This window comes from Mumia sp. zg.B53, from assembly GCF_019550935.1.
GTDB lineage: Bacteria > Actinomycetota > Actinomycetes > Propionibacteriales > Nocardioidaceae > Mumia.
Map to the genome: position 1 here is coordinate 195963 of NZ_JAHWCK010000006.1, position 26495 is coordinate 222457.

A 26495-nucleotide genomic window follows, 5' to 3' on the forward strand; every position below is an offset into this window, starting at 1 on the left:
GTCAGACTGCGGGGTGCCACGAGCGGGTTGACGGCGCTGCGCCCCACTTGCGGAGCGTGGTCCGCGGGTACGCGAAGCCGTGGTCCGGGTCGCCCGCCATCACCCAGCCGCCGTCGCGCACGTCGCCGCGCAGCTCGAGGAAGCCGCCGACGTAGGGGACGCATCCTGGCGGGAGAGTCGCGTCCCAGCTGTAGTCGTCATCGCCCACGCGGATGCGCAGGGTGACGCGCTCCTCGTCTCGCCGGGCCCTCGACATGACCGCGACCACTTCTGCACGGACGTGGTCGCGAGGGCGTCGCAGCGCGCGGTACGCACGGAACGGGATCCGTGCCCCCCAGGTGAGGAGCACGCGCGCGACCAGGAGGACGAGCCCGAGCCGCAGGAAGAAGCTGACGAACAGGTAGCGCGCCTGCGAGAGCGCCGAAGCGTCCGCGTCCGCGACGCTCGCGGCCCACGTCGGGTCTTTGGGGTCGACCAGGACGGTCAGGCGCTCGCCTTCCTCCGGCGCGCCGAAGAAGACGGCGAAGCCGACGTCCATCGTCCAGAGGTCGGCATACGAGCCGTCGGGCAGTCGTACGACGGCAATGCCCCAGCCGAGATCCTCGTACTCCTTCGCGGGCACGTCTTCGCTGTCGACGACGACGGCTCTCTGGGGTTCCTGCGTGGACACGAGGTCGCGCGCGTGGCGCAGGTCGCGCAGGCCGCTTTGGGCGCGGAATGGGTCGACGGCCCAGTAGACGGTGGCACCGGCCACGAGGACGCAGGCCAGGGCGATGCCGATGATGCGCGCAGCGAACGCGCTGCGGACCTCCTCCTCAGCCGTCATGGCTGACCTTCGTGGGGTGCGCTGCCTCCACACGCCACCGCGGACACGCTCGCGGCAAGCGGTGTCAGGAGAGTCCACACCAAACGCTGCAGGGCCTGTCGCGTCTCGAGGTCGAGGTCCACGGCCGGACTGTAGCGCTGGAACACCGTTCCCGTCTGCCCACTGGAGTGATCGTTTGGTCAGTCGGTGCGGGTTCCCTGCCAACGCGCGACGACGCTCTTCGGCGCTTGTGACCGCCACGCGTCCTCGATCACCTCGGCGAGCTCGGCTCGGGTGAGCTGGCCGAGGTGCGCCAGCCGGAGCAGCACGGAGCTGTGCCCGTTGAAGTGGTCGGTCGTGAACCACGGCCCGTCACCGTGGACCAGGGCGAGCTTGTCGCTCTCGTCGGGCACCCTGAAGACCAGCACGTCGGTCAGCCGCTCGCCCGTCGCGGCGTCGACGGCGTCCGGACGCGAGGAACGGTAGCCGACGAAGAACTTCTTGCTCACCTGATAGCGGGGGAGCCCGCCCCACCCGGGCACCTTCTCGGCGCGGGGGAGCGCCATCGCGAGATCTTCGATGTCGGCCTCGCGCGCCGTCCGGGACCGTGCCGTCACCTGGTGTCTCCGTCCCGTCAGCCCAGCGCGCGTACGGCGTCGATCGTGTCCGCCTCGTCGGGTGTCTTGTCGTCGCGGTAGCGCAGCACGCGTGCGAACCGCAGCGCCACACCGCCGGGATAGCGCGGCGATCGCTGCACGCCGTCGAAGGCGATCTCGACGACCTGCTCCGGTCGCAGCGGGACGACGTGGCGGTCGGTCGGTCCTTCGGCCAGCTCGGTGAACCGCTCGGTCTGCCACGCGAGCATCTCGTCCGTCATCCCCTTGAACGTCTTGCCGAGCATCACGAACCCACCCTCGGGGTCGCGCGCGCCGAGGTGGATGTTGCTCAGCCAGCCCTTGCGGCGCCCCGACCCCCACTCGACCGCGAGCACGACGAGGTCGAGGGTGTGGCGGGGCTTGACCTTGACCCAGGCCGCGCCGCGCCGGCCCGCGTCGTACGGGGCGTCGAGCGACTTCACGACTACCCCCTCGTAGCCGGAGCGCACGGCCTCGGCGAAGAACTCCTGCGCCTCCTCGGCGTCAGAGGTCTGGAGACGGGGGACGCCGAGCCCGGGCGCGATCCGCTCCAGCACCTCGAGCCGCTCACGCAACGGGCGGTCGAGCAGGTCGTCGCCGTCGGCGTGCAGCACGTCGAAGAACACCGGGGACAGCACGTGGACGTCCTCGCCGGAGCGCAGGTCGGGTGCGGTGTCACGGGGGTGGGTCGCTCCGAGCGAGGCGATGTCCTGGAAGGGAGCGGGCCGCCCGTCGCGCTCGACGATGAGTGCCTCACCGTCGAGGACGAGGGGGTCGGCGGCGAGCCCGCGCACGGTCTCGGCGATCTGAGGCACCCGCTCGGTGATGTCGTCGAGGCTGCGCGTGTAGACACGGACGTCGTCGCCGACCCGGTGGACCTGGATGCGGATGCCGTCGAGCTTGGTGTCGACCGAGGCCGGTAGCGCGGGACCGACCTTGTCGAGCGCGGCGGCCACGTCGGGCGCCGAGGACGCCAGCATCGGGCGTACGGCGCGACCCGGCTCGAGCATCACGGCAGCCAGGGCCTCGGCGCCACCCGTCAGAGCGGCGACGGCGACCGGCGCGCTCGCCCCTTGCAGCATCGCGGCCCGCCGCACCGCGGCAGCCGGCACGTCAGCGGCCTCCGCGACCGCGTCGAGGACGACGGAGTCCAAGGCGCCCTGCCGGACGTCACCGGAGACGAGTCCCGCGAGGAAGCGCTGCTCGTCGGCGGTCGCCCTCGCGAACAAGTCGTGCGCGGTCTCGGCACGCGCCGTCTGCGACCCCGGTCCCGACAGCCCGGCCATCGCCGCGAACGTCGCGTCGGTCTCGGCCACGGTGAGGCTCGGCTCCTCGGCCGGCGGCGGCAGGTCGCGCAACGACGCCCAGCCCAACCCCGTACGGCGCTGGCGGAGCTCGCCCGCAAGGTAGGTCACCACGACCTCGAGGTCCTCCGGTGGTGTCCCGCGCAGCAGGTCGGCCAGCGCGGTCCGCTTTGCCAGGCGCGACCGTGTCGCGGCGACGGCCCGAGAGGTGGCGACGACGTCGGCGAGGAGCATGCGACCCATTGTGCTGCGCGGCACAGACACGCCGGAAGATCGCGGCGCTGCGGCAGGGTGACACAATCGAGCGCGTGAGCGTCAACCTTCCTACCCGTACCGACGTCCTCGTCGTCGGTGCCGGTCCCGCCGGCTCTGCCGCGGCTGCGTGGGCTGCGCGGCACGGGCTCGACGTGGTCCTGGCCGATGCCGCCCGCTTCCCGCGAGACAAGACCTGCGGCGACGGTCTGACGCCGCGAGCGATCGCCGAGCTCGACCGTTTGGACCTCGGCCCCTGGATCCGTCGCCACGGCACCAACCGCGGACTCCGTGCCTCCGGGTTCGGCCAGACGCTGATGCTCCCGTGGCCGGGTGGGTCGCTGCCCGACCACGGCTCCGCGGTCCCGCGCACCGAGCTCGACGCGCACATCCGCGCCGCGGCCCTCGACGCGGGCGCGACCCCGCTCGACGGCGCCCGCGCGGTCGACGTGGTCAGGGACGGCGACCGGGTCCGGGAGGTGGTGTTCAAGACCACCGACGGCCCGCACCACGTGGCGTGCGACCGCCTCGTCGTCGCCGACGGCGTCCGCTCCCCGCTGGGCCGCGTGCTCGGCCGCGAGTGGCACCGCGAGACCGCGTACGGCGTCGCTGCGCGGTCGTACGTGAAGTCCGACCGCAGCGACGACCCGTGGATCTCCAGCCACCTCGAGCTGCGCGACGAACAGGGCGAGGTCCTGAGCGGCTACGGCTGGATCTTCCCGCTGGCCGACGGCGAGGTGAACCTCGGCGTCGGCACCCTCGCCACCTCCAAGCGTCCCGCCAACGTCCAGCTGCGACCGCTGATGGAGCACTACGCCCGCCTGCGCCGTACGGAGTGGGAGCTGGCCGACGAGCTGCGCGCCCCGACGTCGGCGCTGCTGCCGATGGGCGGCGCGGTGTCGGGTGTCGCCGGTGCCAACTGGGCGCTGATCGGCGATGCCGCCGGATGCGTGAACCCGCTCAACGGCGAGGGGATCGACTACGGGCTCGAGACCGGCCGGCTGGTCGCCGACGAGCTCGCCGCCGGCACCGACCTGGCGACCGCGTGGCCGGCGGTCCTGCGCGAGCACTACGGCGAGGCGTTCTCGATCGCGCGCCGACTCGCGGGGCTCCTGACCGTCCCGGGCGTGGTGACGTACGGCGGCCCCGTCGGCATGCGCTCGTACGCACTGATGACCATCGCGCTGCGGCTGATGGGCAACCTCGTCACCGACGAGGACCGCGACGCCGTCGCACGGCTGTGGCGCTGGGCCGGCCGGATGTCGCTGCGCGTCGACCGCCGGCAGCCGTTCGCGTGAGGCCGCGCGCATGACCTTCCGCGCGCCCGAGGACACCGACCGCCGCGTCGTCCGCTATGCCTCGCGGGGGTCGACCCACTTCGACGTCATCCTCGCGGCGTTCTGCGTCGTCCTCGTGGTCTCCAACATCGTGGCGACCAAGGGCATCGAGATCGGGTCGGGGAGCTGGACGCTCGGCGGCCTGCAGCTCTGGCCGGTGATCACCGACGGCGGTGCGTTCCTGTTCCCGCTCGCCTACATCCTGGGCGACGTCATCTCCGAGGTGTACGGGTTCCGGGCGGCGCGCCGGGCGATCATCACCGGCTTCGCGATGGCGGTGGTCGCGGCGGTGACGTTCTGGGTGGTCCAGCAAGCGCCTGCAGCGTCGTTCTATGAGAACCAGGGGGCGTACGAGAGCGTCCTCGGGTTCGTTCCGCAGATCGTGCTGGCGAGTCTCGCGGGATACGTGGTGGGCCAGCTGCTCAACAGCGTGGTGCTGGTCAGGATGAAGGCGCGTACCGCCGAGCGAGGGCTGTTCGCGCGGCTCGCCACCTCGACCGGGGCCGGCGAGCTGGCCGACACGCTGATCTTCTGCGCGATCGCCGCGTCGGTCATCGGCATCACGACGTGGGGCCAGTTCTGGAACTACGCCGTCATCGGGTTCGTCTACAAGGTCTGCGTCGAGCTGCTCGTCATGCCGGTGACGATGCTCGTGATCCGCTGGCTGAAGTCCCGCGAGCCCTCGTACTGGCGCTGACCCGGCCACCACCGCCCGCGCGCGGCCAGGGCCGCCGGGCTAGGCGTAGTAGCGGCCGAGGAAGTCCGCCTTGAGGTCGGCGTAGGTGCCGTCGGAGATCGACGCGCGGATCCGGTCGACGAGCCGGACGATGAAGCGCTCGTTGTGGATCGTCACCAGCGTGCCGGCGTTGTACTCCTTGGCCTTGAACAGGTGGTGCAGGTACGCCTCGGTGTAGTTCGCGCACGTGTAGCAGTCGCACTCCGCGTCGATCGGCGCAAAGCTCCGCCGCGAGGACGCCACCGCCAGGTTGCGCTGACCGTCGTGGGTGTAGACCCGGCTCGACCGCGCCACCCGCGAGGGGCTCACGCAGTCGAACGTGTCCGCACCGTTCTCGATCCCGGTGAAGAGGTCGTCCGGCTCGCCGATGCCGAGCAGATGGCGCGGCTTGTCCTCCGGAAGCTCCTCGCTGACCCAGCCGACGATCGTGCCCAGCTGCTCCTTCTCGAGCGCGCCTCCGATGCCGTACCCGTCGAACCCGAGCTCCACCAGGCCGCGTGCCGACCGCCGCCGGAGGTCCTCGTACTGCGCGCCCTGGACGACGCCGAACAACGCCTGGTACGGCTTGCCGGCCCGCTCTGCGGTCAGCTTCTCGTGCTCGGCGACGCACCGGACCGCCCACGCCTGGGTGCGGTCGACCGAGCGCTCCTGGTAGCCGCGGGTGTTCATCAGGGTCGTGCACTCGTCGAAGGCGAAGATGATGTCCGCACCCAGCTGGTGCTGGATCCGCATCGACACCTCGGGGGTGAACCGGTGCTTGGACCCGTCGATGTGGCTCTTGAACGTCACGCCCTCGTCGTCGATGTGGGCCAGCCGTTCCTTGCCGTCGGCGATGACGTCGTCGGCCGTACGGTCGGTGGTGTCCATCGCCAGCACCTTGCGGAAGCCGGCCCCCAGCGACAGCACCTGGAAGCCGCCCGAGTCGGTGAACGTCGGACCGCGCCAGTTCATGAAGGCACCCAGCCCGCCAGCCTCGTCGACGATGTCGGAGCCGGGCTGGAGATAGAGGTGGTAGGCGTTGGCCAGCAGCGCCTGGGCCCCCAGCTCGCCCATCGTCTCGGGCAGCACCGCCTTGACCGTGGCCTTGGTGCCCACGGGGATGAACGCCGGTGTCTGGATGTCGCCGTGCGGTGTCGAGATCACGCCGGTACGGCCCTGGGCGCCGTCGACGGTCTCGCCGAGGCGGTCACCGACCGAGAAGTTGAATGTCACCGGACCATCCAACCAGCGGTCATCCCTCGAACGACGAGGGCGTCGCCTCGTCGGCAGCGGGAGCCGGCGACGGCTGGCCGAGGGACGGATCCTCGTCGAGGTTGTCGGGCTGCGGGGCAGGCTCCGTCGAGGGTGTCGACGGCTCGGGAGTGGGCTCGGTCGTCGGCCCGGGCTGCTGGGGGACGGCCTCCTCGGCCGGCGGGGTCACCTCGTCGGTCGGGGCGGGCTCGTCCGGGTCGGAATCCGTCGTCGACGGCGTCGACGACGGGGAGGGGTCGGTGCCACCGTCCTTGTCGCCGCCGCCGTCCTTGCCGTCGTCCGACGTCGTCCCGACGTTGCTGAACGTGGTCCCCGACTTGCCGCTGTCTCCGATCGGGTGCCCGACGATCGCCTCGTACGCCAAGATGCCTCCGAGGGCGAGGAGCAGGCTCGCGACCGTGGCCGCCGCGACTCCGCGCCACGAGATCAGTCGCTTGGAGGCGGCATCGGGGTCGGCGGCCTCGGTGTCCGTGCCGTCGGCCTCCACCTCGGCTCCGTCGTCCGGCGCGTCGACGGCGGTCTCCGGGTCGACGGTGTCCTCGACACCACCGTCGCCGGGCTGGCCCACCTCGTCCAGCGCCTCGGGGACAGGCAGCACGGCCGTACCGCCGGCACCGGCACCCGCACCGACATCGCGCTTGGCCATCGTCGCGAGGCTCGTGAGCCGGGCGGCCTGGGCCAGCTGGCGGCTCTTGCGCAGGGAGTTCGTGTAGATCGTGCCGGCGATGGTGGCCACCACGGAGCCGACGGCCGCGCCGATGAGGGTGCCGGCGACGCCGAGCAACGAGCCCGCCACGGCCGCGGTCATCGCGGCGAGGGCACTCCCGACGACCTGGCTGGAGGAGACTCCCGAAAGGACACCTCCGCTGTCGTCCTCGGCATCCAACTCGGGCTTCTTGGCCGCCATACATCCCTTCCCGCGACATGCGCGTACGTCTCGTACCCCTGATCTCGGGGGTGGTTCGGTGGTCGAGCGCGGGGTCGGGCCGGGGAGCGGCCGGCTCCGCGCCAACCTTCGACGTTAGCGAAGTCGAGCGACCCGTCCAAGTGGGATCGCGCACATGTCGCCGGGACTACGGTGTGGGCATGAGCAACCCCCCGCTCGAGCCGAGCACCACGCCGCCCGTCCCGGTCGTGCTGGACGTCGACACCGGCGTCGACGACGCACTGGCCCTGATGTTCGCGGTCCGGCACCCTGCGATCGACGTGCGGGCGATCACCTGCGTCGCCGGCAACACCGACGTGGACCAGGTCGTGACGAACTCGCTGGCGGTCCTCGACGCCCTGGACGCGCCCGACGTGGCCGTGGCGCGGGGAGCCGAGCAGCCCTTGCTCGGCGGCTCCCGCGACGCCCGGCACGTCCACGGCGCCGATGGGCTCGGGGGGCAACGGCTCCCGTCCTCCTCGCGGATGCCGTTCGCGGGCGGGGCGCTGGAGCTGATGCGGATGACGATCCTCGACTCTCCCGACCCGGTGACGCTCGTCCCGCTGGCGCCGATGACCAACGTGGCGCTGCTCCTGAGGGCCTACCCGGAGGTCAAGGAGAACCTTCGAGGCATCGTCGCGATGGGCGGAGCCCTAGAGGGGGGCAACGCGACGCCTGTCGCCGAGTTCAACGTCTGGCACGACCCGGAGGCGGCGGCGATCGTCCTCGCCTCCGGGGTTCCGGTCACGCTCTACGGGCTGGACGTCTTCTCGCGGGTCGTCGTCGAGGCGGAGACGTATGAGGTGCTGCGCGACGACCCCGACCCTGCCGTCGCGCTGGCCGGACGGCTGCTCGCCCACTCGCACGAGGTGATCCGCAGCGACCCCCGGGTCGGGCACGGCGGCCTGGTGGGCGATGCCGGTGCCGTCTGCTCGGTCGCGTCCCCGGGCCTGCTCACGACTCGCCGCTGGCCGGTCCACGTCGCACTGGCGCCGGGCCTCACCCGGGGGCAGACGGTCGTCGACCGGCGCTACGTGCTCGGCGAGGACTCGGTGCACGGCGTGGACTCCCTCGGCCATCTGGTCGACGTGGCGGTCGACGTCGACCACGAGGCCACACGTGACCTGTTCCTCACCACCATCTGCGCCGGCCCGCAGGCGTCGCACGGCGACGACACGGCACGGGCGGTCCAACGGTGACGCGTGCGGAGCTCCGCCCGGATCCCGCCCCGCGGTCGCGCACGTCAGCGCGGGTCGCGGTGGTGGGATCGCTCAACGTGGACCTCGTCACGGAGGTCCGCCGCCATCCCTCGCCCGGCGAGACCGTCCTCGGTGGGGATCTTCGCCGAGCCCGCGGCGGCAAGGGCGCCAACCAGGCGATCGGTGCCGTCCGCGCGGGCGCCTCGGTCGCCCTGGTGGGCAGGGTCGGTGACGACGCCGACGGTCGGGCGTACCGTGACGCGCTGGCCGCGGCGGGAGTCGACGTGACCCATCTGAGGACCACGCCTGACGTGGCGACCGGGACGGCCCTCATCGTCGTGGACGGCCGGGGAGAGAACACCATCGTGGTGGCCCCCGGCGCCAACGCCCGACTCACGGCCGCCGACGTGCGCGACGCCGCCGGCGCGATCCGCGGGGCCGACGTGGTGCTGGTGCAGCTCGAGATCGGCCAGGACGCCGTGGACGCCGTGTCGGAGGTCGCGGGGGAGGCGGGCACGAGGCTCGTGCTCAACGCCTCGCCCGTACGACCGCTGCCGCCGTCCCTGCTCGCGCTCGCCGACCCGCTGGTGGTCAACGAGCACGAGGCGCGGGAGTACGACGCCGTCTCGCTCTGCGTCACGCTCGGGTCCGCGGGCGCACGCTGGGGCGAGGACTCGGCGACGCCGCCACGGGTCGAGGTCGTGGACACGACCGGTGCCGGGGATGCGTTCGCCGGGGCCCTCGCCGCCGCGCTGGCCGCGGGGGAGGGGCGTGCTGGCGCGCTCGGGGCCGCCGTGGCTGCCGGCGCGGAGGCGACCACCTGGCTCGGTGCCCAGCCGGGCTGAGACCAGGGCCCGCCCGGCAGGCGTGGCGGGCGTGACGGGAGTGGTGTTGTCCACACGATCCGGCCGTCCCCAGCCCGGCGCGCGTCCCTCAACCTGTCCGCCCTCGTCACTAGGCTCCGAGGGAGCCTGCTCGGAGGCTCGCACGGACCCCGGAGGTGGATGCATGCGCTTCATCGCGACAGCGGATTGGCAGCTCGGCATGACCGCCTGGTTCCTCGGCGACGAGGCGCGTGCGCGCTTCCAGCAGGCCCGGCTCGACGCCGTCCGGCGGATCGGCGACCTCGCCGCTGAGCGCGACGCTGCGTTCGCCGTCGTCTGCGGCGACGTCTTCGAGTCCAACCAGCTCGACCGGGCGATCGTCGCGCGGACGTTCGAGGTTCTCCGAGGGTTCTCGGTGCCGGTCGTGCTGCTCCCGGGCAACCACGACCCGCTCGACGCCGCGTCGATCTACGACTCGCGTGTCTTCGCCGAGCGCAAGCCCGACCACGTGCACGTGCTGCGCGACAGCGCCCCCTTCACGGTGGTCGAGGGTGCCGAGGTCGTCGGTGCGCCGTGGTTCGGCAAGCACCCCACGCGTGACCTGGTGGCAGACGCGTGCGCCGGACTCCGGCCGACGTCGGGCGATCTGGTGCGCGTGGTTGCCGGACACGGCGTGGCGAGCACGTTCAACCCCGACCGTGACGCGCTCGCGGCGATCGACGTGCCCACCCTCACCAAGGCACTCGACTCCGGCCGCGCTCACGTCGCCGTCCTCGGCGACCGCCACTCGACCACCGAGATCGAGTCCCGCATCTGGTACGCCGGTGCTCCCGAGGTCACGTCGCGCCGCGAGGACGATCCCGGCAACGTGCTGGTCGTGGACGTCGACCCGGAGTCGCGGGCCGTGACCGTGGATCCGGTCCGGGTCGGCCGTTGGCGGTTCGAGGTCGTCGAGCAGGAGCTGGCCTCCTCCGAGGACGTCGACCGACTCGCCGATCGGCTGGAGCAGATGCCCGACAAGGACCGCACGGCCGTGTGGCTGGCCTTGAGCGGGACGCTCTCCACGGCCGAGATGGCGCGGCTCGACGGCGTTCTCGAGCACGGGAGCGACCTCTTCGCACGGCTCGACGCCTGGGAACGGCACACGGACCTGGTCGTCCTGCCTGACGGTCACGACTTCGCCGATCTCGGTCTCAGCGGATTCGCTCAGGCCGCTCTCGACGAGCTCGCCGAGCTCGCCCGTTCCGACGCACCGGACGCGACCGTGGCACAAGACGCGCTCGGGTTGCTCTACCGGCTCGCGGGGGCCGGCCGATGAGGCTGGTGCGGGTGACGCTGCGGCACTTCAGGGGTGTTCAGGAGTCGACGGTCCGGTTCGGCGACGGCGTGACGGTGGTCGTGGGACCCAACGAGGCGGGCAAGTCGTCGGTCGCCGAAGCGGTCCGTCTGCTCCGCACCACCAAGTCCAGCTCGCGCAGTCAGGCGGTCCGCGACGTCAAGCCCGTCGGGCTCGACGTCGGACCGGAGGCCGAGGTCGAGCTGCGCACCGGCCCGTACGCGCTGGTCTACCGCAAGCGCTGGCTCAAGTCTCCGATGACCGAGCTGGACGTGACCGCGCCCTCGCGAGAGCAGCACAGCGGCGACGAGGCGCACCAGCGCTTCGCAGCGATCCTGAGCGAGACGGTCGACGTCGACCTGTGGGAGGCGCTCGAGATCGTCCAGGGCGAGTCGCTCGACCAGCCCGAGCTCGCCCGCATCTCCGCGCTCCACCGCGCCCTGGACGACTCGGCCGGCGCGACCGGCGACCACGACGCGCTGATGGCCGCCGTTCTCGCCGAGCGCGACCGTCTCCTCACCGCGGGAGGCAAGCCGCGGGGGGCTCACGCACAGTCAGCGGCCGAGATCGTGGAGCTCGAGGCCGAGGCTGCGCGGCTGCGTGCCCGGAGCGCCGAGATGGACCGCTACGTCGACGACTACGCGGCCAACGAGCATGAGCACGCGCGCCTGTCGACGTTGTCGATCGAGGCCGACGCTCGTCTTCGCCGTTCGGAGGACGCCGTCCGGGCTCTCGAGACGCTGCGCGAGGAGCTGCGCCGCTCCGAGGAGGACCTCGAGGTGGCAGAGCGCGCCCTGTCGCACGCCGTCCGGGCGCGCGACGACCGCCGCAGCATGGTCGACGACCTCGCTCGCCGTGCCGAGACGATCGACGCGCTGCGGACGCGTGTCGCGGAGGTAGTGGCGGCTCACTCCGACGCCCGCACGGCCGAGGACGACGCGCGACGAGAGGTCGGCGTCGCCACCGAGCGCGCACGTGTGGCCCGCCATGCTGCACAGACTGCCGCGCTCGCCGTGGCACGCCACCGGGACGAGCTCGAGCGGACCGCGCTCGCTCAGCGGGTCCGCCGTGCGAGGGAGGCGGGGGAGCGGTGCGCCCGCGCACGGGCCGAGCGTGAGGTCCTCCGCGTCGACGACGCGGTGCTGGCGCGCCTGACCGACCTGTCGACGGACGTCCAGGTGGCGGTCGGCGCGCGCGACGCCGCCGCCGCGCGGGTGTCGGTCCGTCCCCTCGGCGGCCACCGGGTCGACGTCGGGGGTGCGGAGGTCGTCGGCGAGACCTACGAGGCTTCGGTCCTCGACGACGTCCGGATCACCGTCGACGGGGTGGTCGAGGTCGTGGTCAGTCCGGGCACGCCGCCCGCAGATCTCGACCGTCGCGTCGCGCGGGCGCGCGCGGCGTTCGACGTGGCTCTCCACGAGGCCGGGGTGGACTCTCTGGACGAGGCCCGGTCCTCGCACGAGCGTCGTCGGGTTGCCGAGTCCCAGTGCGCCACTGCCGAGGACTCGCTCTCCGACGCCCTCGGTGGCACGACGTTGGACGATCTCGAGCTCCGGTTGGCCACACTCGAGCGACGACGCCCCTCCGACCCCAGCGCCGAGCCCAGCGCCGAGCCCAGCTCCGACCCCAGCTCCGAAGGCGAGCGCGACGCCCTCGAGGCTGCCGCGGACGCCGCCCGCAGTGCCGCGGAGGACGCCGACGCCGACGCGGCGGCCGCGCGGGACGCCCACGACGGTGCGCGTGAGGCTCTCTCGGTGGCGGGCGAGGCTTCGGTTCGAGCTCGGCAGGAGCTCGAGAGCGCCGAGCACGAGCTGGCGCGCGAGACGGCGCGTCTGGCTGCCGCCAGAGCAGAGGTGGATGACGAGGCACTCACCGAAGCCGTGGTCGCCGCGGACGAGGCGTACGAGCGCGCCAGGACGACGAGCAGGGCGTCGCGGGCCACGTTCGAGGCCGCGTCCCCGGAGACTCTCGCGATGGAGCTCGCCAACGCCCGCGAGCTCGTCGAGGGGGTTGACCGCGACCTCACCAGGACCGACGAACGCCGCGTCGAGCTGCAGACGCTCCTCGACGACCGCGCGGCCGAGGGCATCCACGACCGGCTCACCGACGTCGAAGCCGCGCTGGCCGTCGCCAGCGCGACCCACCGGCGCCTCGCCCGATCGGCGCAGGCCGCCGACCTTCTCAGCGCCACGTTGCTGCGGCACCGCGACGAGGCTCAGCGCCACTACGTCGCGCCCTTCAAGCAACGCATCGACAGACTCGGCAAGGTCGTCTTCGGGCCCGACTTCGAGGTCGAGGTCAGCACCGACCTCGCCATCGAGACCCGGACGCTGCGGGGACGCACCGTCCCGTTCGGCTCCTTGTCCGGCGGCGCCCGCGAGCAGCTCGCCGTCCTCGGACGCCTCGCCTGCGCACAGCTGGTCGACCCCGACGAGGGCGCTCCGGTCATCCTCGATGACACCCTCGGCTTCTCCGACCCCGATCGTCTGGAGCGTCTCGCGGTGGTCCTCAACGATGTCGGCCGTTCGGCACAGGTTGTGCTCCTGACCTGTCAGCCCCGGCGCTTCGAGTCCGTCGGCGGCGCCCGCACGGAGCGGCTCACCCTGTCATGAAGCCACGGCACTACTCTTTCGCCAGCACGTGGCGGGTGGCAGCGCCGGTCGCGCAGGCCTTCGACGCCGTCGCCGACCTCGAGCGCTATGCCGTGTGGTGGCCCGACGTGCGTCACGTCACCGGCATCGACGACGACACCGCGCGGCTGGCGATCAGAGCGACCCTCCCGTACACGCTCCACCTCACCCTCCACCGGACCCGCGTCGACGAGACGTCACGCCATCTGCTCGCCGAGATCGCCGGTGACCTCGAGGGCTGGGCGAGCTGGCGGCTCGGCGCCGACCGCGAGACCACGGTCCTCCGCTACTCGCAGGAGGTCGTCACGACCGAGCCGTGGATGAACGCGATCGGCAGCCTCGTGTCCCCGGTCCTCCGGCTCAACCACACGGCGATGATGCGTCGCGGTCAGGTCGGTCTCGCCCGCTACCTCTCGTCGTAGCCGTCGGGCGGTCACCTAGAGTGGCCGACGAACCAGCCCGTACGGAAGGACAGATGTGCACCGATCGAGGTCGTTCGTGCTCGCCCGTGGCGCCGCCATTCTCCTGGCGGTCGCGCTCGGTGGCTGCGGCTCCGCGTCCGATCTGGCCGACGCCGAGCCAGCGGCCGAAGCATCCGCCCCGACGACGTCGCCGCGCACCGCGCAGCTCCCGCTCGACGACGTCGCGACCGACCTGACCGACGACGTCGGTCCGATGAGGGCGTTCCGGAGCCCGAGCGGCAACATCGTGTGCCGGCTCAACACCGACGGTGCGCGCTGCGACATCGGCGACTTCGACTTCTCGCCCCCGCCCAAGCCGGAGGGCTGCGAGGACGGATGGGGTCGCACGCTGGTCGTCGACGACGAGGGCGGCTTCTTCAGCTGTGACGCGCCGACGCTCGCCGGCAACTCCCCAGAGCTCGCCTACGGCAAGTCGACGACCCTCGGCTCCTTCGGGTGCACCAGTCAGCGCACGGGCATCACGTGCCTGAACACCGAGACCGACGAGGGCTTCACCGTCTCGCGCGAGCGCGCCGGCACCTTCTGAGGCGCGCCACCCGACACGACGACAAGGACCCGCCATCGGGCCGCCGCAGCGGCCCGATGGCGGGTCCTTCCGTCTCGTCAGGGGCGAGCCCGCGTCAGAGCGACGCGAGTCCGGTCAGAGCGCGCCGCTCTCGCGACCACCCGCGGGCACGGTCGCGTACGGGTCCGCAGCCGCCACGCGGTCGGCCTTGTCCTTGGGCTGGAACCGCTCCTCGAGGAGGACGGCGATCGGCGACGCCACGAAGACCGTGCCGAGCGTGCCCAGCGTGAGACCGAGCAGCAGGGCGATCGCGAACGGCTGGAGCGAGGCACCACCGAGGATCGCCAGGGCGGCGAGGATGAAGATCGCGCCCAGGCCGGTGTTCACCGTACGGGGGACCGTCTGCATGATCGAGTCGTTGAAGATCCGGCGCAGGCTGTCGCCCTTCTTGCGTTCTCGCAGGTTCTCTCGGATGCGGTCGAAGACGACGACGGTGTCGTTCACGTCGAGACCGATGATCGAGAGGATCGCGGCGAGGAACACCCCGTCGACCGGCTCACCGAACCACGCGAAGATGCCGACCACCAGAGCCACTGTCGTGGCGAGCGCCAGCACGGCTGCGGTCGCGAACGTCCATCGGAACCGGATCGAGAGATAGAGCATCTGGGCGGCCAGGGCGATGATGAACGCGATGATCGCCTGGTTGCGGAGCTCCTTGCCGAGGCTCGGGCCGATCAGCTCGTCGCGCTCCTTGGTGACGGGACCGGCCGCCTCGTCCAGGGCGTCCTCGATCTTGACGGCCTCGTCGTCGGTGATCTTGTCGGTGCGGACCGTGATGTTGTTCTGGTCGCCGGACTCGCCACCGCTCTCCTGGACCACCGCGCTCGGGAAGCCGGCATCGCTGACGACCGTACGGGCGGCGTCGGTGGTGATGGGCTTGCTGACCTTGTAGTCCAGGACGCGGCCGCCGGTGAACTCGACGCCGAGGTTGAGCCCCTGGGTGACGACGCCGGTCACGGCGACGGCGATCGCGGCGAGCGTGAGCCCGACGAGCAGGCCCGAGCGCTTCAGGATGAACGGTCCCTTGGTCACCAGCCACGTGCGGAACTTGCCGGTCCCGGTGAGACCCGTGATGCCGGGGCGCTTCTGGGCGAAGGACCGTCGTACGGCCCAGTCGGTGAGGACGCGGGCGATGACGAGCGCCGAGACCATCGACGCGATCGTGCCGATCGTCAGCGTCACACCGAAGCCCTTGACGGGCCCGCTGGCGAAGAAGAAGAGCAGTCCCGCGGCGATGATGGTCGTGACGTTGGAGTCGAGGATGGCCGTCCAGGCCTTCTTGTAGCCCGTGTCGAGCGCTCGTGGCAAGCCCTCACCGGTCCGCCGGGCGTACTCCTCGCGCGCTCGTTCGAACACGAGGACGTTGGCGTCGATCGCGAGGCCGATGGCGAGGACGAAGCCCGCCAGGCCGGGAAGGGTGAGTGTCGCCCCGAGCCACACGAGCATCGCGTAGGACAGGAGGGCGTAGGTGCCGAGGGCGATGCTCGCCAGGAAGCCCATGAGGCGGTAGACGAGCATGATGAAGACCGCGGTGAGCGCGACGCCGATGAGCGCCGCCTCGATCGACGCCTCGATGGCGGAGTCGCCGAGGGTCGCGCCGACCGTGCGCTGCTCGATGACCTCGACCGGGACGGGGAGCGCGCCGCCCTCGATCAGGACGGCCAGATCCTTGGCCGAGTCGGCCGAGAAGTCACCGGTGATGCTGGTGGTCGATCCGGGGCCGGCGCAGAGGCTCGGCTGCACGGCGGGGGAGGAGATGACGTTCTTGTCGAGCATGATCGCGATGCGCTGCCCGCCGGCGGTGTTGGCGCACGCCTCGTTGACGAGCTGCTTCCAGCCGGGGGTGCCCTCCCCGTTGAAGCGGACGTTGACGACCCACTGCAGCGACTGCTGCTCCTGCTCGGCCTTGGCGCTGGAGACGCCGTTGCCGTCGAGCAGCTGCGGGCCGACGATGATCGGGTTGCCGTCCTCGTCCTCGACGATCTGCTGCCCCTCAGCGGGCTTGGCGCCCTCCTGAGCCGGGCCGATCACGTTGTGGAAGGTCAGCTGGGCGGTCTGGCCGATGACCTCGGCGGCCTCGCGCGGGTCCTGGACGCCGGGGAGCTCGACGATGATCCGGTTCTCGCCGGAGCGAGCCAGGGTGGGCTCGGCGACACCGAGGGCGTCGACGCGGCCGCGCAGGACCTCAAGCGCACGGTCGGTCGCCTCGCCGTCGGCCTTCACGCGCTCGGTGTCCTGGGTCTCCAGGACGATCTGTGTCCCGCCCTTGAGGTCGAGACCGAGGCGGGGGGTGAAGTTCAGGGCGACGACTGCCGAGATGACGAGGACGGTGAGGGCCGCCAGAGCGCGCCACAACGGCGCGCGAGAATCGGGACGTGACACGGAAGGCTCCGGGATCTGCTGACGTGGCGACCGCGGTCAGCGCGGTCAGGACTGTGGAGGTCGTCCGTCAGCGGGGCGGCGCGCGGCTGCGCTCGGGTGAGGCGGTAGCGGCCGACGCCGCATCGTCGAGAGCCAGGACCCTGCGGGCAGTCACTGCCGTGCCGCCGATGTGGGCAGCAGGGAGCGCCGCGAGGTCGGGCCCGAGCCCGTTCTGGTCGTGATGGGCGCGAGCCCCGACGTCGACCTTGTGCACTGTCACCTTGGTCACCGTCACGGCGCGGTCGGCAGAGCTGCGTGCGTCGGACGGCGCGGGTGTCTGGCTGCGAGCGGTCGCGGTCGAGGCCGGACCCGCGAGCATGAGCAGGAGTCCTGACAGCGCTGCCGCAAGCATCACGGCAGGCAGGCGCGGGACGGTCCTGAGCATTTGACCAGTCTAACCGGACAGGAGGGGGCACTCCTCCGTCGAGGTGATCGTGGTCACTCCCGCCGTCCTCCGCCTCTCACGCTCACGACAGGTCGGCGAGGGCGGACCCGATGGCGCGGTGGAACGTCGGATAGGCCCAGATGGTCCGGAGCAGCTCCTCCACGGGGACCCGGGCCTGGATCGCGACCGTGAGCGCTCCGAGGATCTCCCCGCCCGCCGGCCCCGCGGAGGTCGCTCCGACGAGCACGCGGCGCTCGGCGTCGGCGACGACCTTGATGAGCCCGCTCGCACCCGGTCCGTACGTCGCGCCCCGCGAGGACGCTGCCAGGTCGGTGATCCCCGTACGCACCGGGAGCCCGCGGCGGCGTGCCTGCTCCTCGGTGAGTCCGACCGCGCCGATCTCGGGGTCGGTGAAGGTGACACGAGGAAGCGCGCGGTACGAGGCACCAGGGCCCTTCTGACCGGTGATCGTCGCCACGGCGATCGCGGACTGGTACATCGAGACGTGCGTGAACCCGCCGCGGCCGGTGACGTCCCCGATCGCCCACAGCCCGTCCACCACCGCGCCGCCGCTCAGGACCCGTTGGTGCGGATCGGTGGTGACGAATCCGTGCTCGGTGGGCACACCGAGCTCCTGGAGGCCCAGCCGGTCGGTGTTGGGAGTCCGCCCGGTGGCGACCAGCAGCCGTTCCGCGTCGAGGTCGGAGCCGTCATCGAGGGTGATGGCGAAGCGCTCCCCGTCGTACGCCACCGCCGCGACCGGGCTCCCGGTGCGCACCGTGACTCCGTCGGCCTGCAGGGCGCCGACGACCAGGTTCCCCGCCTCCGGCTCCTCGTGCGCGAGGAGCCGTGGCCCGGACTCGACGACGGTGACCACCGTGCCGTAGCGCGCGTACGCCTGTGCGAGCTCCAGCCCCACCGCGCCACCGCCGAGGACGAGCAGCGATCGGGGGAGGTCGGGGCTCCGGAGGATGTCGCGGTTGGTCCAGTACGGCGTGCCGTCCAGTCCGTCGATCGGCGGTGCCGACGGACGGGTCCCGACGTCGAGGAGGACACCCCGGCGAGCCGACCAGGTCCGGTCACCGACGGCGACCGTCCGCGGCCCGGTGAGGGTCGCAGTCCCCCGTACGATCGTCGCGCCCGCCCTCTCGAGCCGTGCGACCGACGCCGAGTCGTCCCAGTCGGCGGTGACGTCCCGTACCCGCGCGTAGGCGTCGGCGAAGCGCGGGGTCACGGCGACCTCACCGGCCACGCCGTCGGCTCGACGGGCCGACGCGAGGAGATCGGCGGAGCGGATCAGCGTTTTCGAGGGGATGCAGCCGTAGTAGGGGCACTCGCCTCCCACGAGTCCGTCCTCGACCGCCACCACGTCGAGCCCGGAGCGTGCGAGCGCCCCCGTCGCCGCCTCGCCGCCGGGACCCGTGCCGATGACCACCACGTCGACGGTGGAGCCTGTACGGCCGTACGGAGCAGTGTCCATAGACGCGAGCATCGCTCACCGAGGGACATCCCGCAGCACCGATCGGCGGGACGAGGGAGGGGAGAAGGCTAGTGCGCCGGGCTGGGAGCACCTCACGGCGCGTGGCCGCTCGTAGCGGCTAATTTTGGGACCCGGGGCAACCGCAGCCCGGCGCACTCCCAGACTAAACCAGGTTGCCTCGGCGTTCATTCCGGGCGGCACTCTCCAACGCGGCGGCGGTGTCGACGAGCCGTGACGCGCTGATGGCCTGGCCGTGGTCGTCCTCACCGAGCGCGGCCCTGCCCACCCCGACGATCCGGGCGAACGCCGCTGCCCGGTCGAGGGTGTCGGCGAGGTCGTTGGTCACGACACCGCGCACGACCGCGTCGGCGAGCGCGACGACCTCCTGCGGTCCCGGGGGATCGACGACACCGGCGACCACCTCGTCGACGGGCGCGTGGGCCTTGCCGGCGTCGAACTCGCGGGCGGCCTGGACGGCGTCGCGTCGCACCCAGGTGCGCAACACGTACAGGCGCCACAGCGCACCGGCGAGCGAGTCGCCGGGGGCGTCGGCCCACAGCTCGGCGAGCAGGTCGAGCCCGTGCTCGTCGGCCAGTGCCAGGACCCTCTCGGTGGTGGCCTGGTCGGAGGCGTCTCGGGCGCCACGGACCAGGAGGTGGGCGACGCGTGCGCCAGCCTCCGCGCGTGCCACCGGGTCCTGGTCAGCCTGGCGCGCCGCGAACAGCTCGGGAGCCGCGACGAGCGGCTTCTTGAACTCAGCCACCCGGCCAGCGTAGTGGGTGCTCAGAGCGCGCGGAGCGCCTCGGCGAGCGCCTGGGCGGTGAGAGCGACCTGCCACGGGCGGGCACCACGGTCGGTGAGGAACGCAGCGACGGCGTCGCGGTCCGGTGCCACCGTCGCGTCCCAGGCGAGCCGCCGGAGGATGTCGGGTGTCAGAAGGTTTTCGAGAGGCAGGTCGTGGCGCTCGGCGATCGCCGTCAGAGCGGTCCGGTACGCCGCCAACCGGGCGGCAGCCTCAGGGTTCCGCTCGGGCCACGCGCGAGCAGGCGGAGGACCGTCGGCGTCGCTCGACGCGTTGGAGGGCAGCTCTGACTCCGGCAGGTCCCGGGCGGCGGCGAGGGCACTGTCCCATGTGTCGAGGTAGCGGCGCGCTCCGCGGCTGCGCATGACCTCCAGGTCACGCAGCTCTTGGCGGCTCGCCGGCGCGGTGCGGGCGATCGTGACGATCGCGGCGTCGTTGAGGATCCGCCCCGGGGTTACGTCGCGCTCGCGGGCGATGACGTCGCGCGCCTCCCACAGGGCTCGCACGAGCGCGAGCCGTCGCGGCCCACGGACCTTGTGGATGCCGGACGTCCGCCGCCACGGCTCCGTCCGGACCGCGGGACCGGCGAAGTGGAGCAGTGCTTGGAACTCCTCGTGGGCCCACTCCAGCTTGCCGGCCCGCTCGAGGCGCTCCTCGAGGGCGTTGCGCAGCCCGACCAGAGGCTCGACGTCGAGGGCGGCGTACACGAGCCACGGCTCGGGGAGTGGCCGTCGTGACCAGTCGGCAGCGGAGTGCTCCTTGGCCAGGCTCATCCCGTACACGTCCTGGACGAGCGCAGCCAGGCCGACGCGGGGGAGGTTGAGGAGTCGGCCGGCGAGCTCGGTGTCGAAGAGCGCACGGGGGCGCAGGCCGACCTCCGCGAGAGACGGCAGGTCCTGGGTGGCCGCGTGGAGGATCCACTCGGTGGGGGCGAGCACGTCGTCGAGCTCATGGAGGTCCTCGAACGCGATCGGGTCGACCAGAGCCGTCCCAGCTCCCTCACGGCGCAGCTGGATCAGGTACGCCCGCTGCGAGTAGCGGTATCCGGAGGCGCGCTCCGCGTCGATCGCGACCGGGCCGGTCCCGTGGCGGAGGGCGTCCAGCACGCGCTGGAGGGCCTGCGCGTCGTCGACCACCGCCGGGAGGGGGTCGTGCAGCTGCAGGGGCGGGAGGACGACCTCCTCGGTGGGGGAGTCGTCGGGTTCGGAGGTCACCGCGGCGGCCGTCCCTCGCGCCCGCGTCGGGGCAGGGTCAGCACACCAGGGGCCAACGGGGGGAGCCCGGCCACGGTGCACAAGAGCTCGCTCCACGCGACGGCGTGCGAGGCGAGGGTGTCACCGGTGCCGAACAGGGGTGTCCACGAGGCTCTGATCTCCAGCTGCGCGCTGGAGCCGTCCTCCTCCATCCCTCCGAAGCCCTCCGTCCGGACGGTCGTGACGCTCCCGCTGGGCGCGACGTACGAGGCACCCTGGGAGAACAGCGCCTCGACCAGCCAGCTCCAGCCGACCTCGGGAAGCACGGGGTCGCTGGCCATCTCGGCGTCGACCTCGGCGCGGGCGAACGTCACCAGCCGGAACGTGCCCTGCCAGGCGTCGTTGCCCGCCGGGTCGTGGAGCAGGACGAGCCGGCCGGTGCCGACCTCGTCGCCATCGGCGGTGACATCGCCGCTCTGCGCGTACGAGTACGGCGCGATCCGACGGGGTGCTGCCAGCTCCTCGCAGACCACCTCGGGACGTAGCTCCGCGTCTCGCAGGGCAGCGACAGCCTCGATGAACTCGGACGGCTGACCGTCGAGCTCGTTGCGTGCTGCCATGCCTCCACCATAGTTCGCGGAGCGTCAGACCTGACGCAGCGACGCGCCGTTCGACCTGCGAGGATCGGAGGGTGAGTGCCCCGCAGAAGGACGACAAGCCCGAGGCCTCGTCGTCGACCACGGCCGCGCCCAGCCCTGCGAAGGACGGGACGACGCCGAAGACGACCAGTGCCTTCCTCGCCGCGTGCCGGGGGGAGAAGCCCACCCATGTGCCCGTGTGGTTCATGCGTCAGGCCGGGCGTTCTCTCCCGGAGTACCGCAAGCTCCGCGAGGGCGTCCCGATGCTCGAGTCGTGCACGCGGCCCGAGATGGTCGTCGAGATCACGATGCAGCCGGTGCGCCGGTACGGCGTGGACGCCGCGATCTTCTACTCCGACATCGTGGTGCCGCTGAAGGCGATCGGAGTCGATCTCGACATCGTCCCCGGCACCGGCCCCGTCGTCGCGACGCCGATCCGTACGGCCAAGGCCGTTGCCAAGCAGCTGCGCGACCTGGAGCCGAGCGACGTCGAGTACGTCACGGAGTCCGTGCGCGGGCTCGTCGGCGAGCTCGGCGACACGCCGCTGATCGGCTTCGCCGGCGCACCGTTCACGCTGGCCTCGTATCTGATCGAGGGCGGGCCGTCGCGCGACCACCGGCTGACCAAGGAGCTGATGTACCGGGACCCGGAGACGTGGGACGCGCTGCTCGGTCGGCTCGCCTCGATCGCGGCCGCGTTCCTGCGGGTGCAGGTCGAGGCCGGTGCCCGGGCGGTGCAGCTGTTCGACTCCTGGGCCGGCTCGCTCTCCCGTGAGGACTACGTCCGCTACGTCAAGCCGTACGCGAAGACCGTGCTGGATGCGGTCGCCGACCTCGATGTGCCGCGCATCCACTTCGGTGTCGGCACCGGCGAGCTGCTCACCGAGATGGGTGACGCGGGAGCCGACGTCGTAGGCGTCGACTGGAGGGTCGCGCTCGACGACGGGATCGCACGGGTGGGTCCGGGCCGGTCGGTCCAGGGCAACCTCGACCCGACGGTCGTGTTCGCACCCGACGACATCATGAAGGCCAAGGCCGATGCGATCCTCGATGCCGGGAGCAAGGCACGCGGCCACGTGTTCAACCTGGGTCACGGCGTGCTCCCCGCCACCGACCCCGATGCCCTCAAGCGCCTGGTCGACCACGTCCACGCCTACGAGCTGCGCTGAGCGTGCCGGTGAGGTCCCCCGTGCGCGTGGCGGTCGTCGGTGGCGGCCTGGCGGGCGCGACGGCAGCGCGCGCCGTGGTGGAGGCGTTGCCCGACGCCGTCGTGACCCTCTTCGAGGCCTCTGACCGGGTCGGAGGCAAGCTCGCGGGCACGGAGGTCGCCGGGATCACGGTCGACGTCGGGGCGGAGTCCATGCTCAACCGGCGTCCCGAGGCGGTGCGTCTGGCCCGCGAGGTGGGTCTCGGGGAGCGTCTCGTCCATCCCGAGCCGGTCGCGGCGGCACTCTGGGCGCGCGGTGAGATGCGCCCGATCCCGCCGTCGGTGATGGGCGTTCCCACCGACCTCGACGCGCTCGCCGAGACCCACGTCCTCAGTCGCGCCGGCATGCTGCGCGCCCGCGCCGACCTGCCGTTGCCCGAGCCCGCCGACGACGTGTCTGTCGCGTCGTACGTGGGGCGGCGTCTGGGGCGGGAGGTCGTCGACATGCTGGTCGAGCCGCTTCTCGGCGGTGTGTACGCCGGTCACGCCTCGGAGCTCTCCGTGCGTGCGGCCGCGCCGGCGATCTGGGCGCTCCACCACCGCGGACGGCGTCTCGCGCACGCCGCCGCCGAGCAGTCGGCAGCGGCGCCGAAGGATCTTCCGCCGGTCTTCGCGGGCCTCGAGGGCGGGATGTGGCAGCTGCCCGCCGCGGTGGTCGACCACCCGAGCATCGTCGTACGCTCCCGCGCGACCGTGCGTGAGATCAGCGCGCTGGGCTTCGGTCGGTGGCGCCTGGTCGTCGGCCCCGCCAACGCCGCCGAGGTGGTGGAGGTCGATGCCGTGGTCGTCGCGACCCCGGCTGCGCCTGCTGCGCGGCTGCTGGCGCCGTGCGTCCCGGTGGCGGCGCGGCTGCTGCGTGAGGTCGACTACGCCTCGATGGCGATCGTCACCCTGGCCGTGCCCCGCGACCAGGTGGCCGCCACCGCCGCAGGATCGGGTTTCCTGGTCCCGCCCGTGGAGGGGAAGGCGATCAAGGCGGCGACATTCTCGTCGTGGAAGTGGGGCTGGCTGGGGCGCCGGACCGGTGACCTGATGATCCTGCGCGCCTCTCTCGGCCGGGCGGGTGAGGAGCACGTCCTCCAGCGTGAGGACGCCGACCTCGTGGCGACGGCGGTGTCCGACCTCGCCGAGGTCATCGGCCTCCGGGGGCCGTTGGTGGACGCGGATGTCCAGCGCTGGGGCGGTGGTCTGCCGCAGTACACCGTGGGGCACCTCGCCCGAGTCGACCAGATCTCCGACGCCGTCGGCCGCACGCCCGGGCTTGCCGTGTGCGGCGCGGCGTACGGCGGGGTCGGGATCCCGGCGGTCGTCGCATCCGCCCAGGCCGCCGCCCGGAGCATCTGCGACCACCTCGAGGGTCCCGTGGGCCGAGGGGGACAATGAAGCCATGACGACGACGCCCGAGGTTGACCACGAGGCCCTGAACGGGACGATCCGCTACACGATGTGGTCGGTGTTCCGCTTGGAGACGCCGTTCGGAGAGATCGCGGACCGGACGAAGGTGATCGCCGAGGTCGAGGAGCTCTTCGCGGAGCTGGCCGACGCCGACGTGGTCGTGCGGGGTGCGTACGACGTCGCAGGGCTGCGCGCGGACGCCGACGTCATGATCTGGTGGCACGCCGTGAGCGCCGACGCGCTCCAGGACGCCTACCATGCGTTCCGCCGTACGGCCCTGGGTGAGCGACTGGCTCCGGTCTGGTCACAGATGGGGCTGCACCGCCCGGCGGAGTTCAACCGCTCGCACGCCCCGGCGTTCATGACCGAGCCTGGAGGCAAGGCGTACCTCTGCGTCTACCCGTTCGTGCGGTCGTACGACTGGTACGTCCTGCCCGAGGCCGAGCGCCGGGAGATGCTGCGCGAGCACGGCATGATGGCGGCGCCGTACCCCGACGTCCGGGCCAACACGGTCGCGTCGTTCGCGCTCGGCGACTACGAGTGGCTGCTCGCGTTCGAGGCCGACGAGCTGCACCGCATCGTCGACCTCATGCGCGAGCTGCGGGCCTCGAAGGCGCGGCTGCACGTGCGCGACGAGATCCCGTTCTACACGGGTCGGCTGCGCACCGTCGCCGAGCTCGTCGACACCCTTCCCTGACCGCGGGTCGCTGTCTTGCGCTCGCGGGTCAGTTTCTGGGGCCCGCGGGTCGCTGTCTGGGGTCCGCGGGTCAGGATGCGTCAGGGACGAGCCGAAGGCTCACACCGTTGATGCAGTAGCGCTGGTCGGTCGGCGTCGGGAAGCCCTCACCCTCGAAGACGTGACCGAGGTGCGAGCCGCACCTCGCGCAGCGCACCTCCACGCGCCGCATGCCGAGCGACACGTCCTCGATCAGCTCGACGCGATCTCCGGCCAGCGGTGAGAAGAACGCCGGCCAACCGCAGTGCGCGTCGAACTTCGTGTCGCTGCGGAACAGTTCCGCGCCGCACGCTCGACACTCGTACACGCCGGGGGTCTCGTCGGTCTCGTAGGAGCTGCTGAACGCGCGCTCGGTCCCCGCCTCCCGCAGCACGTGGAACTCCTGGGGCGTGAGCTCGACACGCCATTCGTCATCCGTCTTCTCGACCTGGTACGCCATGCCTCCATCGTACGGACGAGCACACGCCCAGAGGGTGACCCGCGGGCGCCAGAGGGTGACCCGCGAGCGCCAGGGGGTGACCCGCGAGCGTCAGATGAGGGAAGCGCCCTCGCCTGCACCGGCCGACTGCGCGTCGAAGCTCTCGTGCTCGATGAGACGGAGCGTCGGCACGTGGAGCTTGCGCTCGGCGCGCGAGGCCCAGTCGACGTGGAAGAACTCCGAGAACACGTGCGACGTCGTCAAGATGATCGCCTCCTCGGCCCCCACCCGCGTGACGAGGTCGGCGAGCGCGCTGACCGGGTCGTCGTGGGTCAGGGCGCCGCGTGCGGTCGTGTCGGCCTTGCCCGCAGCGACGATCAGGTCGATCGAGCGCTGCAACGACTCCTGGCCGGCTTCGACGATCGCATTGTCGACGTCTCCGACCGTCTGCGAGTCGGGCATAGCGAGATCGGCTCCACCGAGCACGCCGAGAGAGGTCGCCATCGTCGCGGCAGCGTCCTCGACCGGGAGCAGCAGGTGATAGACGACCGGGTCGTCGAGACCCTCGTGCAGCGACGTGAGCTGACGCGCGTCGAGCTCGGAGAGCTCCTGCTCGAACAGGACCGCCACGTCGTACGGCGTGCGGGCGTCCTGGGTGGGCTCGGTCATCGGTGAGGCCTTTCGTGACGAGTCCGCCGACTGCGGTCGGTACGGGGTCAGCCTACCGCCGAGTCACCGCTGTGGGGTGTCGCGGCGGGTGCCGGTTGCCACTGCCCGAGCTCGGTGCGTACGACGGTGGGATCGCCGGCGCGGGCGAGCCGGAGGGCGGCGGCGGTGACGTCGGTGATCTCGACGACGGCCTCGCGCGCGTCCGGGGCTTGACCGTCGTCGACGACCGGGTTCACCACGCAGAGCTCGTGGAAGCGGACCCGCGGTCGGTCCTCCTCCGCCCGCAGGACTTCGAGGAGCATGCTCTGTGCCGCTCCGGTGACGCTCACGGGTCCCGATCCGGCCTCCGGCTTCAGGGTCGCGATGCCGTTGAGGGCCACGTACGCCGACCCCTGGGGTGCCAGGGACGGCACCGTCGACCGCGCCGCGAGGAAGTGGGCGGTCAGGTGGCTCCGGAGCAGACCGTCCCAGGTGGCGGTGTCGAGATCCACCAGGTCGGGGCCCTCCCACCACCCCCCGATCGCGGCGAAGGCAGCGTCGATCCCACCGCGCCGGCGCAGCTGATCGGCGACGTAGTGGGAGCCCTCGTCGGTGGACACGTCAGCGACGACCGGACGCATCAGGGCGCCGGCCTCACCCAGCCATTCACGCACCGCGTCGAGCCCGGCGTCGGATCGGCCGACCGCGAGCACCGTCACGTCCTCGAGCAGCAAGGCGCGGACGAGGTGCCGCCCGACGTATCCCGTGGCGCCGTGCACGACGGCGGAGCCGAGACGCAGGGGAGTGGCTGGAGAGTCGCCCGAGGTCGTCATGCGCTCAGTCTGCCGCGCCTGAGCGGCAGACCGAGCGCAGGCGTGGCGCGGCCGACCG

General features: G+C 72.1%; 25 protein-coding genes. 11 read left to right on the forward strand and 14 right to left on the reverse strand.

The annotated features are described in order from the left end of the window. Position 1: 1 nt before the first annotated feature. From KV102_RS18010 to KV102_RS18020, 3 genes are all read right to left on the reverse strand, one after another. Positions 2-826, reverse strand: a complete 825-nt coding sequence (locus tag KV102_RS18010; RefSeq protein ID WP_220347096.1) for a hypothetical protein — start codon at positions 824-826, stop codon at positions 2-4. 179 nt (positions 827-1005) lie between these two features. After that, positions 1006-1422, reverse strand: a complete 417-nt coding sequence (locus KV102_RS18015; RefSeq protein ID WP_220347097.1) for an MmcQ/YjbR family DNA-binding protein — start codon at positions 1420-1422, stop codon at positions 1006-1008. Positions 1423-1439: 17 nt separating this feature from the next. Next, on the reverse strand, positions 1440-2978 hold the full coding sequence (locus KV102_RS18020) for an ATP-dependent DNA ligase (protein ID WP_220347098.1): 1539 nt from the start codon (positions 2976-2978) through the stop codon (positions 1440-1442). Positions 2979-3052: 74 nt separating this feature from the next. Here KV102_RS18020 and KV102_RS18025 point away from each other — a divergent pair, with 74 nt between their 5' ends. After that, positions 3053-4294 carry a geranylgeranyl reductase family protein gene (locus KV102_RS18025; protein ID WP_220347099.1) on the forward strand — a complete coding sequence of 414 codons (1242 nt, stop codon included), beginning with the start codon at positions 3053-3055 and terminating at the stop codon, positions 4292-4294. 10 nt (positions 4295-4304) lie between these two features. Further along, positions 4305-5030 carry a queuosine precursor transporter gene (locus tag KV102_RS18030; protein WP_220347100.1) on the forward strand — a complete coding sequence of 242 codons (726 nt, stop codon included), beginning with the start codon at positions 4305-4307 and terminating at the stop codon, positions 5028-5030. Positions 5031-5069: 39 nt separating this feature from the next. Here KV102_RS18030 and tgt read toward each other — a convergent pair whose 3' ends face one another. Both tgt and KV102_RS18040 read right to left on the reverse strand, forming a co-directional pair. Then, positions 5070-6281, reverse strand: coding sequence for a tRNA guanosine(34) transglycosylase Tgt (gene tgt / locus KV102_RS18035; RefSeq protein ID WP_220347101.1), 1212 nt, complete (start codon positions 6279-6281; stop codon positions 5070-5072). Between the two features lie 19 nt (positions 6282-6300). After that, entirely contained in the window at positions 6301-7227 is a 927-nt protein-coding gene (locus KV102_RS18040; RefSeq protein WP_220347102.1) for a hypothetical protein, read from the reverse strand. A gap of 179 nt (positions 7228-7406) precedes the next feature. Here KV102_RS18040 and KV102_RS18045 point away from each other — a divergent pair, with 179 nt between their 5' ends. From KV102_RS18045 to KV102_RS18070, 6 genes are all read left to right on the forward strand, one after another. Beyond that, entirely contained in the window at positions 7407-8444 is a 1038-nt protein-coding gene (locus tag KV102_RS18045; protein WP_220347103.1) for a nucleoside hydrolase, read from the forward strand. 59 nt (positions 8445-8503) lie between these two features. After that, a complete protein-coding gene (locus tag KV102_RS18050; RefSeq protein ID WP_308290373.1) occupies positions 8504-9289 on the forward strand; it encodes a ribokinase in 786 nt (261 codons plus the stop codon). A 163-nt stretch (positions 9290-9452) separates the two neighbouring features. Next, on the forward strand, positions 9453-10586 hold the full coding sequence (locus KV102_RS18055; RefSeq protein ID WP_220344488.1) for a metallophosphoesterase: 1134 nt from the start codon (positions 9453-9455) through the stop codon (positions 10584-10586). An 11-nt stretch (positions 10587-10597) separates the two neighbouring features. Next, positions 10598-13216: an ATP-binding protein gene (locus KV102_RS18060; protein ID WP_220347105.1), complete on the forward strand. Its 2619-nt coding sequence runs from the start codon at positions 10598-10600 to the stop codon at positions 13214-13216. Next, a complete protein-coding gene (locus KV102_RS18065; RefSeq protein WP_220347106.1) occupies positions 13213-13656 on the forward strand; it encodes an SRPBCC family protein in 444 nt (147 codons plus the stop codon). The genes KV102_RS18060 and KV102_RS18065 overlap by 4 nt, the downstream gene beginning before the upstream one ends. A 55-nt stretch (positions 13657-13711) precedes the next feature. Next, the gene (locus tag KV102_RS18070; RefSeq protein ID WP_220347107.1) at positions 13712-14242 is read left to right on the forward strand and encodes a DUF6636 domain-containing protein; all 531 of its coding nucleotides are present in this window, start codon (positions 13712-13714) and stop codon (positions 14240-14242) included. A 114-nt stretch (positions 14243-14356) separates the two neighbouring features. Here the strand turns inward: KV102_RS18070 and secD are convergent, their stop codons facing one another. The 6 genes from secD to KV102_RS18100 form a co-directional block, all read right to left on the reverse strand. Beyond that, the gene (gene secD, locus KV102_RS18075; protein WP_220344495.1) at positions 14357-16663 is read right to left on the reverse strand and encodes a protein translocase subunit SecD; all 2307 of its coding nucleotides are present in this window, start codon (positions 16661-16663) and stop codon (positions 14357-14359) included. 67 nt (positions 16664-16730) lie between these two features. Next, entirely contained in the window at positions 16731-17087 is a 357-nt protein-coding gene (locus tag KV102_RS18080) for a hypothetical protein (RefSeq protein ID WP_220344497.1), read from the reverse strand. An 82-nt stretch (positions 17088-17169) separates the two neighbouring features. Next, positions 17170-18567 carry an NAD(P)/FAD-dependent oxidoreductase gene (locus tag KV102_RS18085; protein WP_220347108.1) on the reverse strand — a complete coding sequence of 466 codons (1398 nt, stop codon included), beginning with the start codon at positions 18565-18567 and terminating at the stop codon, positions 17170-17172. Positions 18568-18730: 163 nt separating this feature from the next. Beyond that, entirely contained in the window at positions 18731-19330 is a 600-nt protein-coding gene (locus tag KV102_RS18090) for a hypothetical protein (protein WP_220347109.1), read from the reverse strand. Positions 19331-19350: 20 nt separating this feature from the next. Next, on the reverse strand, positions 19351-20583 hold the full coding sequence (locus tag KV102_RS18095; RefSeq protein ID WP_220347110.1) for a ribonuclease D: 1233 nt from the start codon (positions 20581-20583) through the stop codon (positions 19351-19353). Beyond that, the gene (locus tag KV102_RS18100; protein ID WP_220344502.1) at positions 20580-21182 is read right to left on the reverse strand and encodes a DUF3000 domain-containing protein; all 603 of its coding nucleotides are present in this window, start codon (positions 21180-21182) and stop codon (positions 20580-20582) included. Before KV102_RS18100 ends, KV102_RS18095 begins: the two co-directional genes overlap by 4 nt. Positions 21183-21253: 71 nt before the next feature. Between KV102_RS18100 and hemE the strand changes: the two genes are divergently transcribed. The 3 genes from hemE to hemQ are packed head-to-tail and all read left to right on the forward strand — an operon-like array spanning position 21254 to position 24499. Beyond that, positions 21254-22369, forward strand: a complete 1116-nt coding sequence (gene hemE, locus KV102_RS18105; protein ID WP_220347111.1) for a uroporphyrinogen decarboxylase — start codon at positions 21254-21256, stop codon at positions 22367-22369. An 8-nt stretch (positions 22370-22377) separates the two neighbouring features. Then, entirely contained in the window at positions 22378-23790 is a 1413-nt protein-coding gene (gene hemG / locus KV102_RS18110) for a protoporphyrinogen oxidase (protein ID WP_308290368.1), read from the forward strand. A gap of 4 nt (positions 23791-23794) precedes the next feature. Next, the gene (hemQ, locus tag KV102_RS18115) at positions 23795-24499 is read left to right on the forward strand and encodes a hydrogen peroxide-dependent heme synthase (protein WP_220347112.1); all 705 of its coding nucleotides are present in this window, start codon (positions 23795-23797) and stop codon (positions 24497-24499) included. Between the two features lie 70 nt (positions 24500-24569). Here hemQ and msrB read toward each other — a convergent pair whose 3' ends face one another. The 3 genes from msrB to KV102_RS18130 all read right to left on the reverse strand — a co-directional run bounded on the left by msrB (position 24570) and on the right by KV102_RS18130 (position 26437). After that, positions 24570-24977: a peptide-methionine (R)-S-oxide reductase MsrB gene (msrB, locus tag KV102_RS18120; RefSeq protein ID WP_220344508.1), complete on the reverse strand. Its 408-nt coding sequence runs from the start codon at positions 24975-24977 to the stop codon at positions 24570-24572. A gap of 90 nt (positions 24978-25067) precedes the next feature. Continuing rightward, entirely contained in the window at positions 25068-25625 is a 558-nt protein-coding gene (locus tag KV102_RS18125) for a hypothetical protein (protein ID WP_220344510.1), read from the reverse strand. A 47-nt stretch (positions 25626-25672) separates the two neighbouring features. Next, positions 25673-26437: an SDR family oxidoreductase gene (locus KV102_RS18130; RefSeq protein WP_220347113.1), complete on the reverse strand. Its 765-nt coding sequence runs from the start codon at positions 26435-26437 to the stop codon at positions 25673-25675. Positions 26438-26495: the final 58 nt, after the last annotated feature.